The sequence below is a fragment of the Allorhodopirellula heiligendammensis genome, assembly GCF_007860105.1.
GTDB classification, from domain to species: domain Bacteria; phylum Planctomycetota; class Planctomycetia; order Pirellulales; family Pirellulaceae; genus Rhodopirellula; species Rhodopirellula heiligendammensis.
The window spans coordinates 1,803,459-1,820,667 of the sequence record NZ_SJPU01000002.1; the positions used below are offsets into that span (position 1 = coordinate 1,803,459).

10 protein-coding genes are annotated in these 17,209 nt (G+C 57.2%); 6 read left to right on the plus strand and 4 right to left on the minus strand.

From position 1 onward, the window contains the following. Positions 1–728: 728 nt before the first annotated feature. A complete protein-coding gene (locus Poly21_RS27625; RefSeq protein ID WP_302119325.1) occupies positions 729–902 on the plus strand; it encodes a hypothetical protein in 174 nt (57 codons plus the stop codon). A gap of 168 nt (positions 903–1,070) precedes the next feature. Here Poly21_RS27625 and Poly21_RS17095 read toward each other — a convergent pair whose 3' ends face one another. After that, the gene (locus tag Poly21_RS17095; RefSeq protein WP_146408107.1) at positions 1,071–2,297 is read right to left on the minus strand and encodes a DUF1559 domain-containing protein; all 1,227 of its coding nucleotides are present in this window, start codon (positions 2,295–2,297) and stop codon (positions 1,071–1,073) included. Positions 2,298–2,501: 204 nt separating this feature from the next. Between Poly21_RS17095 and Poly21_RS17100 the strand changes: the two genes are divergently transcribed. The 3 genes from Poly21_RS17100 to Poly21_RS17110 are packed head-to-tail and all read left to right on the plus strand — an operon-like array spanning position 2,502 to position 8,468. Further along, positions 2,502–5,561, plus strand: coding sequence for a CRTAC1 family protein (locus tag Poly21_RS17100; protein ID WP_146408108.1), 3,060 nt, complete (start codon positions 2,502–2,504; stop codon positions 5,559–5,561). After that, on the plus strand, positions 5,554–7,068 hold the full coding sequence (locus tag Poly21_RS17105; RefSeq protein WP_302119327.1) for an FG-GAP repeat domain-containing protein: 1,515 nt from the start codon (positions 5,554–5,556) through the stop codon (positions 7,066–7,068). Before Poly21_RS17100 ends, Poly21_RS17105 begins: the two co-directional genes overlap by 8 nt. After that, positions 7,065–8,468, plus strand: coding sequence for a tetratricopeptide repeat protein (locus Poly21_RS17110; RefSeq protein ID WP_146408110.1), 1,404 nt, complete (start codon positions 7,065–7,067; stop codon positions 8,466–8,468). Before Poly21_RS17105 ends, Poly21_RS17110 begins: the two co-directional genes overlap by 4 nt. 48 nt (positions 8,469–8,516) lie before the next feature. Here the strand turns inward: Poly21_RS17110 and Poly21_RS27630 are convergent, their stop codons facing one another. From Poly21_RS27630 to Poly21_RS17120, 3 genes are all read right to left on the minus strand, one after another. Next, on the minus strand, positions 8,517–8,672 hold the full coding sequence (locus tag Poly21_RS27630) for a hypothetical protein (RefSeq protein WP_302119328.1): 156 nt from the start codon (positions 8,670–8,672) through the stop codon (positions 8,517–8,519). Positions 8,673–8,789: 117 nt separating this feature from the next. Continuing rightward, the gene (locus Poly21_RS17115; protein ID WP_302119330.1) at positions 8,790–12,215 is read right to left on the minus strand and encodes a PVC-type heme-binding CxxCH protein; all 3,426 of its coding nucleotides are present in this window, start codon (positions 12,213–12,215) and stop codon (positions 8,790–8,792) included. Between the two features lie 350 nt (positions 12,216–12,565). Beyond that, a complete protein-coding gene (locus tag Poly21_RS17120) occupies positions 12,566–12,766 on the minus strand; it encodes a cold-shock protein (RefSeq protein WP_146391139.1) in 201 nt (66 codons plus the stop codon). Positions 12,767–13,097: 331 nt separating this feature from the next. Between Poly21_RS17120 and Poly21_RS17125 the strand changes: the two genes are divergently transcribed. Beyond that, the gene (locus tag Poly21_RS17125) at positions 13,098–14,306 is read left to right on the plus strand and encodes an aminoglycoside phosphotransferase family protein (RefSeq protein WP_146408112.1); all 1,209 of its coding nucleotides are present in this window, start codon (positions 13,098–13,100) and stop codon (positions 14,304–14,306) included. Between the two features lie 81 nt (positions 14,307–14,387). Further along, positions 14,388–17,126: a protein-disulfide reductase DsbD family protein gene (locus Poly21_RS17130; protein ID WP_302119335.1), complete on the plus strand. Its 2,739-nt coding sequence runs from the start codon at positions 14,388–14,390 to the stop codon at positions 17,124–17,126. The last annotated feature ends 83 nt before the right edge of the window (positions 17,127–17,209 follow it).

Genomic DNA, 17,209 nt, shown 5'->3' on the forward strand with positions numbered 1-17,209 from the left:
TCGTCTCCGCAGCGAGAGTCCGGCGCGAATAATGCCACACACTGGACCTGTTTGGTTTCGTGGCAGGACCAGTAAGGTGCTAGACTGTTGGCCACTCATTTCTGGAAGAAGGACGGGGCGTTCACGATCTTTCGAGAAACGGGCCAAACCGCATGCTTGAAGCAACCTCCTCGATTTCTTTCGCGAGTCTGGTGCGCGCCGAGGCGGAAGGCCGCGCGTTTTCCCCCCGCCTAGCCGATATCGCACGCCGTTCATCCGGTGCGGGATCCAGCGCAGTGGCGATCATTTTCCCCAACACAACGAACCTTCAATATGCAAACCGCACTTAGTATCGCAATGATTGCTATTGGTCTGCTAATGTTTCTCGGCGGATACACGAAATCTGAATCCACCGTTTATCGCATGTTGGTGGCGAGGTCACGTCCATTGTGGGGGAGCAACGTCCATGTATTCTATGTCGTATCGGGATTGCTGGTTGCTTGCGTTGGTGTCCTTATGTCTTTCGGGTTCCTTGATCGTTAGGAACCAATGGGTAGCCTGCCAATTAATTTTGGACGTTTGGCATGCCCCCCGCTGGTCTACCTAAACGGTTGCATGGTGATGCTCCATTGTCCTTCACGGTTGCTTTATAGAATTGGGGGATCTATCTTGGCGATTCTTGATGGCCCGGAACTCATTGCCAACCGGTAATCACGGCCAGATCAATGGAATTTAATAGGTGCTTTGAAATGAAATATGTATTGAGTGTGTTGCTGCTGTCGTCCATGTTTGCCATGACCGGATGCGGTAGCGAGGCGACTAGCAATGTTGCTGAAGACGCCGATGCTCAGGCAATCAAGGATTACGAAGCACAAATGGCGCAATCCGAGAAAGAAATGAATGAAGCCGAGGGTGCGAAATAGCTTTTCGAATGATCTTCAATCGAACACGTTAATAAAAAACCTCAACTCCCGAACTGGGAATTGAGGTTTTTTCGTTCTGTGATTTTGAGTTGTATCAGGATCCTATGTGATGGTTGATTCAATACAGCCAGCCACGCACGCGAATCTCTACTCGATCACTGGGCGTTGTTAGAAGCCGTCTGTAAGAACTTCCCGTGACGCACGCGTGCCGAGGGCTCCCCACAATCCGTAGGGGCTGGGGGCTCCTGGGGCTCGGACGCCGGTCTGGCCGCTGCGGACGTTGCCAACGCTCTGATTGCCCGACTCGATCGAGTCAGTGATGAACTTGACGGCACCGTCGGCCATCACGACGTGAACGCCTCCCTGGTGGCGGCTGGACATCGTGGCCGAGAGGTTTCTGTCCGAACCGCTCATCCCACAGAGTTCTTTATTGGGGGGGCGGATTGTCGTGCATTGGCCAAACAAGGGCACCGCATCCGCCCAGCGGAAGCCGCGCCCATCTGCCGATCCGTTGGTAGGAACACCCCAAAACATCGGGCGTTCCGGATCAATCCCAGGAACCGTGTTGCGGCAATAAAGTGGGTCGTTAAAGAATGGGGCCGTGTTGTTATTACCCGCCAAGCGGCCACCAATGGTCCGCACGTCCTTGTCTCCGAGATCAGTAGCAATCTCTCCCATCGCAATGGTGTTGGCGGTGCCGTCAAGGATGTCGCGGAAACCCGTTTGTTTTCGCATGACAAACGCTCCGCGCATGGATGCGCTAGCGGTATTCGCAGTACCCGTCGATGCCACATAAGGCACTTGGGTGCCGGCGCGGACATTGAGGTAGCCATCGCGGTTGTTGATAGCAGAATCGCCTGTGCATGAGACGTAGTTGGTGCGTCCAAGTGCGGGCAGGCCTTTACCAGGGTCGCTGGGGCAGCGGAAGGCAGCGACTTCAGTGGCCCATGGGGGATACTGGATGTTCTGTGGGGTCGGGCCCATTGCTGGCCACGGAACAGTTCCGCCGGGGTTGTTCGTTGTTGAGCCATCGGTGCGAAGCAGCAACGGGTTACTGATTTGCTGCCATAAGGCTTGTTGCTCCATGAAAGGCAGCATCCCCACCAAGGCGCTCAAGCGCATATTGCTGCTGTTGGTGAGGCCTGACCAAGTGTTTGTGCCTGTGGGTGGGTGCGTGCCAGTACCAAGCAGAGGTAATTTATTGTAGGCCGCATGGTAGTTGTGCATTGCCAAGCCGAGTTGCTTGAAGTTATTGCTGCAACTCATTCGCCGTGCTGCTTCGCGTGCTGCTTGCACAGCCGGGAGCAAGAGTCCAACCAGGACACCAATAATTGCGATTACTACAAGTAGTTCGACGAGAGTGAACCCCGCGCGCCTCGAATTCTGTTGAATCATATTGTTTGCCTCTTTCGTGGGGGATAAGAAACGCAAGTCCGGCTGGCGGATTTGCAAAAAATAGCGATATTTGAAAACTCAAAAGGCTGAGCCTGCCATGAGAGGGCGAGACCCTATAGAGTAAGAGGATGAGCCGTCAAGCCTTCCAAGGGATGGATTGTTTCCGCTGCGACGTCGATCACCCCGCAACAGCGTTAAAATCGTGTGAAAAATAATTTGATTTTGTGGTACCACCGGTTTCTTAAATCACCTTATCGATGGCTGCTATTGGCGGGTGTGGTGGTTGCTGGCTGCTCGAAGCCTGTTAATGACGCCCCGGTAATGGGAGCGCCAGCGGATGCGTATGATGAGATGCAGGCAGCCGCTGCTCGGAATCAATGGGAACAAGCTTGGAAATATGCGGATGACGTGTTGATCGCTTATCCAAAGGATTCCGAAAAACTTGCGAGCGTTGCGGAGGTCGCGTTTCGCTCGGGGCGTCAGAGTGAAGCCGCTGACCTACTTGTCGAAGCCGCCGCCGCTGATGACTGGGCCTCCGAGGAGCGGGTTCATCAGGCGTTTACGGGGTTGCTGGCGGCGGGGAGGCTCCACGACGCCATTGGGCTGTTACGCAGTGCGATTGAACAGACGCCCGATAGGACGGCGTTGCGGCGACTGCTGAGCGATCTCCTCGTCGCGACGGAACAACATCGCGAGGCGGCCGAACAGCGGCGTGCGTTAATCAAGGCGCGTGAATTTGACCTCACGCTGTTGCATGCTGCGTCGTCTTACGATCGTCGGTTCGAGGAGGTCGCATCGCTCCAGCAGATGCTAGAGCGAAACCCGAGCGACCTGCGGCCTCAACTCGGCGAAGCGAAGCAGCGGTTCGATAGCGGATTGATGCAAGAGGCAGCCGATTTGTTGGTGCCGATCGTCAACGAGCATCCTCAATTCCTGCCCGCCCAGATGCTGCTGGGGCGTGTATGGGTGCAGTTGGGTCAATATGAACGACTTGCTCAGTGGTCAACAACGGCATCAGCAGCGGCCATGGCCGAATCCGATTTTTGGCTGACGATGGGGGACTGGGCCATGGAAGTTAGGGACCCGACGGCGGCGATCGAATGTTACGGACAGGCGGCGAAATTGGGGCCTGATCGTGTCGCTCCATGGCAAAAACTGGCTGCCCTGGCTACCGACGAACCCGCCCTGGCGATCGATTCCGATGCGATCGGAGAGCGGGCAGCCCTCCTGATGCGACTCCGTCAGAACTACGCAGAGTCGACCATCCGCGGCGTTGAGAATCCAGACTCGATCTTGGCCCTGGCTCAAACAACGATGCAGTTAGGATGGTTGTGGGAGGCAGAGGCCTGGGCGGCCATCGGGCTGACGATGTCGCCGTTGGATTCGCACCAGAAATCGCAACTGGAGTCACTGCGGCAGTCAATCCTTACGCAACTGAAACGGCAGACCCCGTGGGATACCCACCTTGATCGAATTAAATGGGATTGGTTGTCGTCGGTTTCAGCGCCCGCCATGATTGCCAGGTTGAGCGGCGATCCTGATTCGGAGAACCGAGCGACGATCGCTGGGGGGCACGGAGCAGGCAATCATTTCGGCTCACGGGGCCAGGTGGCGATCGCCGCAAGTCAGCCTTTAGCGTTTGCCAACGAAGCGGTGCAGCGCGGGCTGACCTTTTTCGGTCGCTCAGCCGACGACTTGAGCGAACCGGGGGTGCTGACTTCGCAGATGCTGGGGTGCGGCGGCGGGACAATCGATTTCGATCTCGACGGTTGGCCTGACGTGTACCTGGTGACCGCTGGGGGAACGCCGCCTCTAGTCGACTCCGCCCCCAACGCGATGTTCCGCAATCGGGGTGGCCACTTTCAAAACGTTTCGGCCTATTGCGATGCCCGCGATCATGGGTTCGGTACGGGCGTCTGCGTCGGTGATGTCAATGAAGATGGTTTCGACGACTTGCTGGTATTGAATTACGGCCCTAACCGGATCTGGATCAACAACGGAGACGGGACGTTCACAGATCATTCCGAGCAGCTCCTACCTCCTAATTCGGTGTGGTCGACCAGTGCGGCGATAGCGGATTTGAATTCCGATGGGCTCGGTGACCTCGTGATCGCCAACTATTGCGTGGGGCTCGAGCCGGCCACCCTGGAATGCCAATTGGGCGACGCTGCTGGGGTGCGTTCCTGTTCCCCCAACCAGTTCTTAGCCGAGCCAGACAATTTCTACGCCGCAACGCGTCGTGGTACCTTTCGCGATGTTGGCGATCAGTGGGGGGCAACTCCCGCGATTCGGGGACGCGGATTGGGTGTGGTTGCGGGAGCCCTGGACGAAACATTGGGCACCGATGTGTTGGTTGCCAATGACATGACGACCAACCATTATTGGACGTCGGTCGATCGAGATCGTCCGGCGAGTGATTTGTTTCAGCTCGCCGAGACCGGCACGCTGGTTGGGTTGGCAACCGATGCGCAGTCACGCTCTCAAGGCTCGATGGGCATCGCGGTTGGTGATTTCAATGGTGATCAGATCGCGGACTTCTATACGAGCAATTATGCTGATGAATACAACATGCTGTCGATGTCGCAGGCTGGTCGTGGTTGGCGAGATCGCACCGCGAGCGAAAAAATCGCTGAGCCGACGATCGCGATGGTGGGCTTTGGGACGCAATCGATTGATTTTGATCACAACGGAGTGGACGAGTTGATCGTTACCAACGGGCATGTGGATGATTTTCGTGTCGTCCGGCCCGAGTCCACATACGCCCAGCCACTGCAGTTGTTTCGGCAGGCGACTCAGGGGGAGTTTGAGGAGATTGGCGCTAACGTAGCGTGCGAGTATTTTCAGCGATCGCACATTGGTCGAGCCTTGTGGACCATTGACGCGAATCGCGACGGTCGCGTTGATGTCCTCATCACTCACCAATCTGAGCCGACGGCCTTGCTCGTCAATCATACAGAAACAGGTTATGCGAGCATCAGCTGCCGATTGGTCGGCCGCCATGTTAGTCGGGGGGCAGTGGGCAGCGTGGTTACGATACGCCAGGGTGGAGGGCCAGCGACGAAGTTCGTCACCAGCGGAGATGGGTACCTCTGCAGCAATGAACGATGCACGCGTTTTGGCCTCGGTGGAAACTTCTCGGATGTTGAGGTAGAGGTACAATGGCCCAGCGGCAAGAAACAAACTTGGCCATCCCTCGGCGTTAATCGTCAATGGCTGTTAGTTGAAGACGACGACGCTTTTGAGTTAACGCAAACCAGTGAATAGTTTTTTTCTCTCCTCACCGATCCACGCGGCTACCATGACGGTTTCCGTTCTGTGCGCGCTGATCGGGGGATGTCAGCGCAGCGAGTCGGTGTCGTCCCGGTCAGTAGTTGCCGCACCGACGAGCGTCAATGCGATCACTGAGTTCTGCTCGGATTGTCATTCATTCCCCAATCCGGCGAGTTTCGACAAAGAACGTTGGCAAGAGGAAGTCGAGCAGGGCATCCGCATTTATCGGCAATCCGGCCGAACTGATCTGGTGATTCCCGATCTCGACGCGGCCGTCGAATTCTTTCGGGTCGATGCACCAGACCGAATTGTCATCCCGATGCCCGCACGCGTCGCCAGCGAACGGTTTGCCGAACAACAGATATTGTGGCCTGGTGACAACAAACCAGCATCGATCTCAAGTATCCGCGTGCTCAGCGGCGAGCGTGAGCGTCCTCGATTCTTGCTGTCTGACATGTGGACCGGCGCATTAACATTGGCCGAGGCGACCGAGCAAGAATTCCAGGTTACCGGACTCGGCGATGTTTCGCATCCTGCTCACATCGAACCTGTGGACTGGGACGGTGACGAATTTCAAGATTACCTGGTCGCCGACCTGGGGACGCTCAACCCGCAGTCAGAACACCAGGGCAGCGTGTGGTTGCTGCGTGGCCAAGCCAATGGGGCACCGCAGCGACATGCGTTGAAGTTGGGGTTGTCGCGTGTTGCCGACGCGCGAGCTCTCGACTGTAACGGTGATGGCGAGCTCGATCTGCTCGTTGGTGATTTTGGGCTGCATTTTGTCGGTTCGATCTATTTGGCGACGCATGCAGGAACCAGCGAGGGCGTTCCTCAATTCGATTGGCGAGTGATCGATTCGCGACCTGGCACGATCTCGTTGCAACCGATCGATTTTGACCAAGATGGTCTGATGGATTTTTTCGCGCTCGTTGCCCAGCACCACGAGTCGGTTGAATTGCATCGAAACTTGGGTGATGGGACTTTTGAAAAGCGAGTTGTCTTTCATGCAGAAGATCCTGCATCGGGATCGAGCGGTATCGAACTCGTTGATTTTGACAAGGACGGTGACATTGATGTGCTGTACACCAACGGCGATACGTTTGACGATGGTCTGGCCAAGCCCAACCATGGAATCAAGTGGCTCGAAAACGAGGGCTCGTTTCCTTTTACCGTTCACCAGGTGGCTGCGATGCCAGGTTGCTATCGCGCCGTCAGCGGTGATATTGATGGCGACGGAGATACCGATATCGCGGCGGTCGCATATTTAGCAGCGGAGGAGGTCGCGAAGTACCCCGTCGACACCTTTGACGGTGTCGCGTGGTTCGAACAGCAGGACGACGGCAGTTTCCTCCGGCACTCCCTCCGTAAAAACGTCTGCGAGGCCGCAACCTGCGTGTTGATTGACTGGGACGTTGACGGTGACCTCGATTTACTCGTTCCGCCGAGCACCTCCGATCATCAACCACAGGCTGCACTGCGACTGTATGTGAATCAAGAATGAGTGCACGACAACGCCCCAAACCATCCCGACGCAAGTCGGCGGCACCGCGCCACGGAACTTCCGACAACCCCACGAGTATTCGTGTCCCAGCGGATGTGCCAAGCGACGAGACTGCGGAATCCGTGCATAGCGGCGCGGCCCGCAAGGGACATGTACGGCTGATTGGGATGTCGTTGGTGTTGTTGGCTCTAGTTGGAATCGGAGTGTACTGGGGGGTGCCGACGTACTGGGTCTACCGCGGCGAAGTCGCATTGAAAGCGGGGCGGTACGCGGAGGCAGACCGAAACTTTGAACTGGCCGAGTCATGGCCTGCACAGCGAGATAGTGCCATCTTGGGGCGGGTTCGCGTCGCTCGTTTTTCAGGGGAGCCCACCCGGGCGATCGCGCTGTTGACGACCGCGCGTTCCCGCGGGGTCGCATCGGATCAATTGGAGTTTGAGCGCACTTTGCTTGAGATTCAGTGTGGAGGAAATGACGCCGGCATTGATGAAGCCCCTGCGTTGTTGGTTCGATTTCCTGAGCGTGGCTCGGAGATCATGGAAGCGGTCATCAATCGCGATATCCGACAAGGGCAAAACGAGCGGGCTCTCCATCATGTCAACGAGTGGATCGAGGCAGCGTCGGAGAACCCTCGAGCGATTGCCTACAAGGCAGAGTTACTCGCCACCGCGGGGGACATGGACGCAGCGGAGAAATTGTTTCGAACCGCGATCCGGCAGGATCCCGCCCTGCGACGGGCCCGTCATGGTCTTGCTAAGTTGATGAAGTATGTGGGCAAGTATCAGGAGGCTGTTGAACAGTTCGATATCGAAATCGCAAATGAACCCGACAACATAACCCTGCGGTTGCTGCGCTGTGATGCCCTCCTACAAATGCAACGCAGTGACGAGGCAATCGAGGGTTTACGCGATGTGCTCGAGCTCGACGAGCTGAATTTCCCCGCTCGCCACTCGCTCGCATCGCAGCTTGCCAAACGCGGCGAGCATGCGCAGGTCATCGAGGTGCTCACCCCACTAATGAACAGGTTCGCTGACGATGCCTCGCTCAATTACCTGCTCGCGTCGGCGTATTCCGAACAGGGCGATGCTGAGCGTGCCGATCAGCATATGCAGAAGCACTTAGACGGTCGCAAACGGCTCGATGAACTCGCGATGATCACGAAATCGCTGTCCGATGGAGAGCCCGATCAAGACGCCCTCTTGATGATTGCCAGAGACTATATGAAGTATCAGTGGGACGTTGCTGAGCCTTGGATTGTCCGAGCGATCCAGAATTCGCCCGATACTCCGGATGCTTTTCTGGTGATGGCGGATTTTCAGCGTAAGAAAGGCGATCTCGAACAAGCCAGCCAATACGTTCAGGCGGCTCGTCAGGTAGGCGGCCAAGCATCGCGGAAATGACACCTGCGTCGTATAGCTGACCCCCGGTGCGCGGGAATCAGTACATGATCAGGTTGATTCGTGAATTCGGCGTGCGGGGAGTGGCTTGTTGGAGCCGTCTGACTTCGGGGTGCGACCCTTGGTCGTGCCAGCAAAGTAGGTCACAATCAGAATGGTCGCCGTAATCGCTGCGCTGTATAAAATGAAGGTTACGAAGCTGGTCATGGTTCTCTCCAGGATGTGGATTTCAGGTGTCTGATACCACTATCGCACCGGCGCCTAAAGTACTGCTGATCCGAAGATAAAGCTTTCTTTAGGTGGAGAAAAAAATGCTTGCCGCCTTCACTTGCCCTGTTTGAGAGTACGCAGGTAGGCGACCAGATCACGGACCTGACCGGCTGAGAGCACCGCTTGCATCTGAGGCATCAGGGATACTTTTTGCTCGACCTGGTCTTCGATCTCGTCAGGGTCAATCTTGATCAGCTTGCCTGCAGCGTCGGCGACGATAATTTCGTCGTCACTTTCGGACTGAATCACACCGCTGAGGACAGCTCCCGAGTCGAGCACAAAAGCGGTTGTCTTGTACTTTGGTTCGATGTCCTCGCTTGGAGAGACGATCGCGCGTAAGAGATAGTCCGCGTCCCGCTGGGTTGCGATTTTCGTTAGCTCGGGACCGATATCGCTTCCTTCTTTGCCGATCCGATGGCAGCGTACGCATTGGGCAGCGACGTTGGTATTGAAGATTCGTTTGCCATTCTCAGCGTCGCCGCCGTCTCGCGAGAATGCATACTTGGCATTCTCTGGATTGTCTTTTGAGCGGGCAGCCGCCAGCTCCTGCAGTTGCATCGTGCTTCGTGCGATGGGGCTGGCATCTGCACTGCGGTCCTCGTGTATTAACAAGGCCTGCTGCAGCGACTCGAAGACATCCAGGGAGAGCTCGGACTCCAGTTCACCGGCGATCGCCAGGTCAGCTAGTCGAGTGAGCCAAGCATCACTGTCGGCTTGGCCGAGCGTTCCGGCAGCGCGGATGCAGGTCTGGCGCACACGCAGAAATTTGGTTTGCTCAAACGATTGCTTGATCGCGCGAAATGCTTGGTTGGGAAAGTGATTCGCAAGCAGTTTTACCCCTTCGAGCTGGAGTGGTTGATCAGGTGAAGCCACCGCCTCCAGGCAAAGTCCGGCGGCATCATCGTCTGCGGATGCCACGAGCGAGCGCAATGATTCGATGCGGAGCGAAGTGTCGAGTGATTCAGTATGGAAGATCCCCCGCAAGGCTTGGGTTGATAGCTTAATCCCAAGTTTGGTGGCCGCCGCGATGCTGGCTGATTGCACGCGTGGATCGCCGCCGCTGGCAAGCGAGGCAAGCTCCTTTTCGGCGGTGGGAGCGTCGATCGCCCGATGGTCGTTGGGGAGATCTCGCCGGCGACCTTCGACACGGTCGAGCACGGGGGGCTGCAGCCAATTGGCAACAGCGTTGCAAGCATCGATTCGAACTTCGGCACGGGCGTTCGTTCGTGATGCGAACGCCAGAACGCGATCGAAGCACTCGGCGGTACCGAGTCGGTAGTTCGCATTGATGCTGCGTCGCCAAAACGCCTCGCTGTGGGAGGCGTCTGTGGAAAGCGCTGCGGCGAGAGCTGGCATCGCCTCTGCGATCGACAGGTCGTCGTGGATGGCTCGCGCCGCAGCGGTTGCGACCCAGTCGGATGGATCATCCAAGTACTCCGCGACGGCCGGACTGGCTTGGCGGCGCAAAGCGAGCACGCAGCAGAGTCGTTGCATTTCATTGTCACTACTCTGCTTCGCCACTAGGTCTGGGCTGGACGCGCAGGCTGCCAACGCAGCGACGATGGCGTGTCGGAGGTAGTGCTGATCCACGGACAGATTGCTGGCCGCTTCCAGCAGCTCGCCTGCCGCGTGGGGGCTGGGGTGTCGGGCGAGTGCCAAGGCAGCATTGACGCGGACATGCAAATCATCGTCGCTCAGAAGCGGGATCAAGGCGCTGCCATCATTGGTGTTTGATTCTCCCCAAGTCTTGGCCGCTTGCCCACGAACGTGCGCGGATGCATCTTTGAGGGCGGCTTGAATGCTCCTGTTCACTGATTGGTTGCCCGCGCGGGAAAGTTGCCCCAGACCCCAGACGGCATGCAGCTTGGCTAGGGTGCTCGAGTCGTCTGCTTTCAAGATGGTTTGGAAGACCTCCGTGTTGCCACGGTTTGCTAATTCAAACTGCGCCGCTTGGCGGATTCGCATATCGGGATGGGAGAGTTGATCTGTCAGGTCTGCGATCGAACTTTCGTCCACTCCTTTGGCCAAAGTTGCTGCGACCTGTTGCCGCAACGGATGACGCATGGATTTTTCAACATCAATCCGAATGACGGCCCCTTTTTGGTCGAGAGGGTAGCCGCCGTCCCAGTCCGCTCCGTAGAGTGCCCCATCGGGGCCGAACGCGAGGCCCACGATCGCAGGGCCTTTACCAATGAGATGATCATTCAGCATTCGGAATGAGTCACCAACGGGTTCGACTTGGAAGGCATATTGATTTCCGTTGGGCGCCGACGTCAGGAAAAAATAGTTTTCGTACGCGGGCCCCAACGCTGTGCCTGGGTTGAACTTAAACCCGGCGGGTCCGTCGACGTAATGTTCAATCGGAGGGACAATGTAAGCGGGGTGCTCGTCACCAGGCAGTCGCCACAGGTTCTCATTCGTCCATGGGTTGTATTTATCGCCGCGGAATTGGTAGTGAGACCTCCATCCCGCGTCCATCCCATCGACGATCGCAACGAATCTTTCATGCTCGTCTTGTTGGTCGGCATCGTTGTCGACGCCGAACAGATTGCCGTATTGATCAAATGCGATTTCTTGCACGTTGCGCAGTCCATGGGCGAAGACTTCAAAGTCGGTGCCATCCGGATTGCAGCGCATGACGCCGCCCTGGTTAGGATAAAAATAATGTCGTCCTGATTGGCTGGTGACGTTGATGCCTTTGTCGCCGATGGACCAGTACATCTTCCCGTCGGGGCCCATGGTGAGCCCGTGCATGTCGTGGCCGGCATAGGCAATGTGCAGACCAAAGCCGGTGGCAATCACCTCGCGGGTATCAGCAACGCCATCATCATTGATGTCCGTCAAACGCCACAGGTCCGGTGCGATGGTCGCGTACACGTCATCGCCCCATGCCATCACCCCAGCAGCGATGCCGGTGACCTCGGTTTTGAAATCGTCATCGAACACGACAATCTCGTCGGCTTTCCCATCGCCGTTCTCATCACTGAGACGATAGATCACCTCACCGATGACCGTGAGATCTCGCCAGTCATGCTCGCCATCGCCGTTGACATCCGTCACATGCTTGGACTGGACGGCTTGGTCGCCTCCGATGGCTAGTCGGGAGTGGTAGAAAGACTTTTTGTCCTCGATGCTTTGCAGGCCGATGTCGTTGGCTATCCAGTCACGGTTTTCGCGGATATCGAGATCCTGAATTTTTCGACGCCGGGTCTGAGTGACGAAAACTCGGCCGCGATGGTCCACGCTGATCGCGACGGGGTCAGGCACGTTTATCGAGCCGCTCCAGCGATCGTATTGCAAGCTGGGGTGGTCTGATTGAGATTGGGCTGGTTTGGGCTGGCTGGGTTTGGGCCGTTCATCGGCGGATGCGAAACCCGAGACAGCGAGCGTGATCGCTGCGGTAATCTTCAGTGCCGTGTGCGACAGGCGTTTGATGGGCATCCCAGTCGGGGAGCGCCAAGCGGGACGGGAGTGGGGCATTCGAGCACTCGTCATGCGGGCAACGGCATTGTGGGAAGGCAAACAGCAAAGAGCACGAGAGTATAGATACTTGTCGATGGGCATGTTTGGGGTTATCTCGATCCAAGAGAGAATGGATCGGCTTTGTGGTCAGGAGCGCTTCGCCGCGATGAATTCGTAAAAATTCAGGCTTGGCGACTCGCTCCCCATCCACACGCGGTCGCCTAAGGTGGATTTCTCGAAGGGGAAACCCTTGGGACCGCGTTGTTCATTCTTCACTACGTCACTTCGGTATCTTCTTCAACGGCAGTACGTTTCATCACATCAATCACCCAGGGCGACTGCTCCGAATCACGGCCGCTGAGAATCCACTACTCAGCGAGTGAGACGTTCTCAGCGCAAGGACCCTTGGGGCCCCGGCCTTCGGTGTAGGTCACTCGTTGGCCTTCGCGGAGGTCATCGAAATTAACCCCTTGAAGACTTGACGAGTGAAAAAACAAGTCTTTGCTGCTTCCAGTGTCGATGAATCCAAATCCCTTGTCGGTGACTCGTTTGATCGTACCCTCTGCCATCTGTTCATTCCTAAAAGGTGTCTTGTAGACAAGCCCAACGACAGTGCGCCGTCGGTACTCAACTACTGGCGGAGAGTATATCGCCGAATACCCGTTTTGGCGATGGTTGGGCGGCAAAGACGTGTTTTCCCTTAGCCAGAAAGATTCGATTGGCCCCGCAATTCGTGGCGAAAGTGAGGCGAAAGAAGTTTTGTAAAAACTTGCTTTTGTAGGCCGCCTTGCGGTATCTTGCCGCCCGCCGAGATCGATTTACCGCTCAAGAGGCTCTCCGGGCCGGTACAGCGGGCATTCCCGTCGGACGAACATTTTACGATTGCCTTGACCCACGCTTATGTTCACGCCCGAGCAACGACTGTCGGTACTGACCCACTGGTCAGCCACATTGGAAAGTTCGACGATTGCGCCGGTGACGGCCGATCCAGTGATGCCTCCCGCGCACTTTCGCACGACTCCGATTGGGTCAGGATTCAGTGGCGGGGCAGTTTTCCGCGTGGATGTGGCCGCGGAGACTCGTTCGCCGGGACGAGCCGAACCTCCCCCCTCGTGGGCCCTGAAAGCGTGGTCGCCGGCGACATCGACACCGCAAATTATGCGGATTGCTGCGATTGTCCAAGCGGCCGCACGCCATTGTAACCTGCTGGCACCGCCGCTCATCCGTGCCGACGTCGACGCCGCGCAATTGCACGCCTATGGCCGCGTTTGGGAGCTGGCGCGTTGGATTCCAGGCGCGGCGCTGCCCGCTGAGACATCGGCACAGGCAGTCGCCGCTGGAGGCGAAGCGATCGCCCGTGTTCACGCTGCGATGAATCGAGCAGATTGCGATCTTGCGGGGTTGGCACGCTCGGCGGCGCCAGGTGTGCCCCGTTGCCTCACGGATCGCATCAGGCGGCTGCAACAGCTCTCACCGCTGATTGACCAAATCACTGCCGTCATCCCCGCTCAGGACGAACTGGCTAATCAATTGACTTGCCAGTTGACCTCTGAGGAGCTGCACGATCCAGCTTCAGTATTGCGTTGTCGCGAGCTCGCCAAACGATTGGCGCAGTGTGTGGGTTGGCTTTCTCGGGAGTGGGCCGTGATCAGTCCACAGCTAATCGAACGACTGCGGCAGCATGTCTGTGATTCGCAGCACCTGACATCGTCTTGGGTAATCCGTGATTGCCATCGCGAGCACGTGTTGTTCAACGACCGAGGGCTGGTGGAAGGAATTCTAGACTACGACGCGATTGATTTGGATTCGCCGGCCGCCGACTTGGCTCGCTGGGCGGGGGATTTTGACGCCGCACCGTCAATCACCCGGGGGGCCGCGTCGGAGCCTGGCTCACCGCTCGCTGCGGCGGTGGCGGGGTATCGTCGGATTCGACCATTTTCTCAATGCGAGTGCGAGCTAGCTCAGACGCTGATCGAAGTCAATCGCGTCGGCAGTCTGGCCAATTGGCTAGTCTGGCTGATTGCGGAGAATAGGCAGTTTGCCGCGAGTGCTCAGCAGATCCAGGGCCGGATTTCTCATTTAATCGCTTCGGATTGCCGAATCTGTTAGAATTGCGATCACCCTGCGAAGGCAACTTCGGATCTAATTTAAGTTCTCAATCGAATCTGACTTTCACCAAGCCCTACGCTGATGACGACTCTGCAAATGACCCGGTCGAATGTGAAACAAATGGCACCGACCCTCGGCTCACAGCGGCGGTGTCAACCGCGCGATAATCGTTCGCGGCTCCTGGTCGGTGGGTGCGGCCGAACGATCACGATGGCGGCTGTGTTTGCGCTGTTGGTCATGGCGGTAGGGCCAATGGTGTCATCGGTACGCGCCGACGTTGGTGACACCACGGGACTGTTCCCCTCGCTGTCATTGGGACGCTACGGCCAAGCGGATCCGAGTGGGTTGGGCCAGCAGGAGCCCGCTGTCGTCAAGGCGTCCTTCTATGCAGTCGCCGATCAGCCGCAACTGGTTGTCGTTCAGGTCGATGTTGCCCTGGAATCACCATGGCACATCTATTCTCTGACGCAGCCTAAAGGCGGACCCCTGCCAACGAAAATGAGTATCGTCAGTGACGATGTGTTGCAGATCGTGGGCGAGTGGCGTGCCGATGCGAAGCCGAAGAAGAGCATTTCTGAAGAGTTCGGTGGTATCACGGTTGAGGAACATGAAGACGAAGTCAAGTTCTTTGCCGTGGCAAAGATCCAGCAGGCTGATCAGACGGCCGAGTCTCTGCCGGAGATCAAGGTCGAAATCAGTGCCCTGACATGCATGACCGGCGGTGCCTGCCAACCGCTCGATGAAACACTGACAGCCAGTTACGCCGGTCTAGCCCCTCCCGCGCTAGCGAAGTCCGCGATGGTGGGGATCGAAGCAAAGGGAGCTGCGGACACCGAGTTGTCGGCGGACGCGGGGACCTCGGCGAACAGCGAGCAAGTCGACACGTCAGCGATTCCGCTCTTTCAGGACGAAGACTACGCAATCCGGTGGCGAGCGTATGTGACACCCGCGTCGTTGCGACCCGGACAGCAAGGCAAGCTCGTTTTCACGGCTCTGCCTGAGGGCGAGTACCACACATATCCTGGGGTTGTTGGTGACGACCCGATGTCGACGAACTTTGCCGTCGAAGATAAAGCGGGTTTGAAGATTGCTGCTCCGAAAACGGATGCGGAGATCATCAAAGAGGAGCTCGTTCCTGGGCTCGTCAATCAATATCACGACGGTGATGTGACGTGGACCATGCCGATCGAAATTCCTGCGGACGCGAAACCTGGCAAGAAAACCATTCGAGGCGCTATCGGCTATCAAGCCTGCACGGCCTCGAGTTGCTTGGTGCCAAAGGCGGTTCGCTTCGAGGCCGTTGTCAATGTCGTAGCAGGCGATCCAGCCGAGAGTACCGGTGGCGCGCAGGCCGCTGCGATGACACTGACCTCTGCGAAGTTCGGCGATGTCAAAAAGCTGGCGGGCAACACGCAATGGGTGGACAAAATCACTCCCGCAGCGGCGATTTCGAGCGTGCCGAAACCGCCCGCAGCAGCCGGTGGAAATGCGTCGGATGATGCGACCGTCGCGCCGCTGGTGATGGAAGATTCCTCGGGTACATCGATGACGCTACCGGTGCTACTGGGGTTTGCATTGCTGGGCGGGTTCATCTTGAACTTCATGCCCTGCGTGCTGCCGGTTGTCGGTCTGAAGGTGATGAGTTTTGTCCAGCAGGCAGGCTCAGATCGTCGGCGAGCGTTTTTGCTGAACTTCTCTTATGCCGCTGGCATCATGGCAATCTTTGTGTTGCTCGCCGTGCTGATGGTTGTGTTTTCGATGGCCTGGGGCGAGATGTTCACGCACCCCGAAGTCCGCATTGCGTTGATCGTGTTGATGTTCGCGATGGCATTAAGTTACTTCGGTGTGTGGGAGCTACCTGCTCCTGGAATGGCCTCGAGCAAAGGAGCTCAGGAACTGCAGCAACGTGAAGGCTACACCGGTGCATTCTTCAAAGGCATGTTCGCTACCGTGTTATCGACACCCTGCAGTGGTCCATTCCTCGGTGGCATTTTCGCATTGATCGGCGGCAAGCTACCACCGCTGCAATCGACGATTGTGATTCTTGTCGTAGGTCTAGGGATGTCCGTTCCCTACGTGATCATGGGGATTTGGCCCAAGATGATGTCTTGGCTACCCAAGCCCGGACCGTGGATGGAAACGTTCAAAGAGTTCTTGGCATTTTTGTTTTTGGCTACCGTTGCGTTCTTCTTTTACACCTTCGATGACGCAGATAAAATGTGGGTCTTCGCGGCCTTGATGGGCGTTTGGTTCGGTTGCTGGATCATTGGTAAAACGCCGTCGTGGCAAACTGCCCAACGTCGCCTGATCGCGTGGGTCTCCGGAATCGGGGTGGCCGTGGCGATCTCCCTTCTGGCGTTCACGTATCTCGGTCCCGCCGCTCCAGATCAGCAGACGAAGCAGGAATTGCTCGCTTGGGAGCCGTACGATGAAGTGCGTCTGCAAGAACTGCATGCCGAGGGCAAGACGGTGCTGGTCGATTTTTCTGCCAAGTGGTGCCTTAGCTGTTTGGTGAACCTCGGGGTGGCGATCGACACGCAGCCAACAGCCGACCTGGTGGAGGAACTCGGTGTGGTGACAATGTATGCTGACTGGACCGATCGGAGTCCTGAGATCAAGGCCAAACTCGATGAGTTACAGAGCAAGTCGATTCCGCTGCTGGCGATCTATCCGGGCAGTGACCCGAGTCGCCCCATCTTGCTACGCGATCTCGTCACGCAGCAAAACGTACTTAACGCCTTGCGACAGGCCGGCCCGAGCCAATCGGGACCCCTGGTGACGCACAAGCCGGAAGTGCCCAAGACGCTCGTCACGCGGTGACGACGACTTTGTCCTGGGAGATGAGGTGCCGCCATCCGCGCCGGCATTATGGCGATGAGTGAGCGCTCATGTCGGTTTCCGAA

Excerpts from the sequence above, each read along its gene's own strand:
- Poly21_RS27625 (WP_302119325.1), top strand. The coding sequence starts at position 729 with ATGAAATATGTATTGAGTGTGTTGCTGCTGTCGTCCATGTTTGCCATG.
- Poly21_RS17095 (WP_146408107.1), bottom strand. The coding sequence starts at position 2,297 with ATGATTCAACAGAATTCGAGGCGCGCGGGGTTCACTCTCGTCGAACTA.
- Poly21_RS17110 (WP_146408110.1), top strand. The coding sequence starts at position 7,065 with ATGAGTGCACGACAACGCCCCAAACCATCCCGACGCAAGTCGGCGGCA.
- Poly21_RS27630 (WP_302119328.1), bottom strand. The coding sequence starts at position 8,672 with ATGACCAGCTTCGTAACCTTCATTTTATACAGCGCAGCGATTACGGCG.
- Poly21_RS17115 (WP_302119330.1), bottom strand. The coding sequence starts at position 12,215 with ATGCCCCACTCCCGTCCCGCTTGGCGCTCCCCGACTGGGATGCCCATC.
- Poly21_RS17120 (WP_146391139.1), bottom strand. The coding sequence starts at position 12,766 with ATGGCAGAGGGTACGATCAAACGAGTCACCGACAAGGGATTTGGATTC.
- Poly21_RS17125 (WP_146408112.1), top strand. The coding sequence starts at position 13,098 with ATGTTCACGCCCGAGCAACGACTGTCGGTACTGACCCACTGGTCAGCC.
- Poly21_RS17130 (WP_302119335.1), top strand. The coding sequence starts at position 14,388 with ATGACGACTCTGCAAATGACCCGGTCGAATGTGAAACAAATGGCACCG.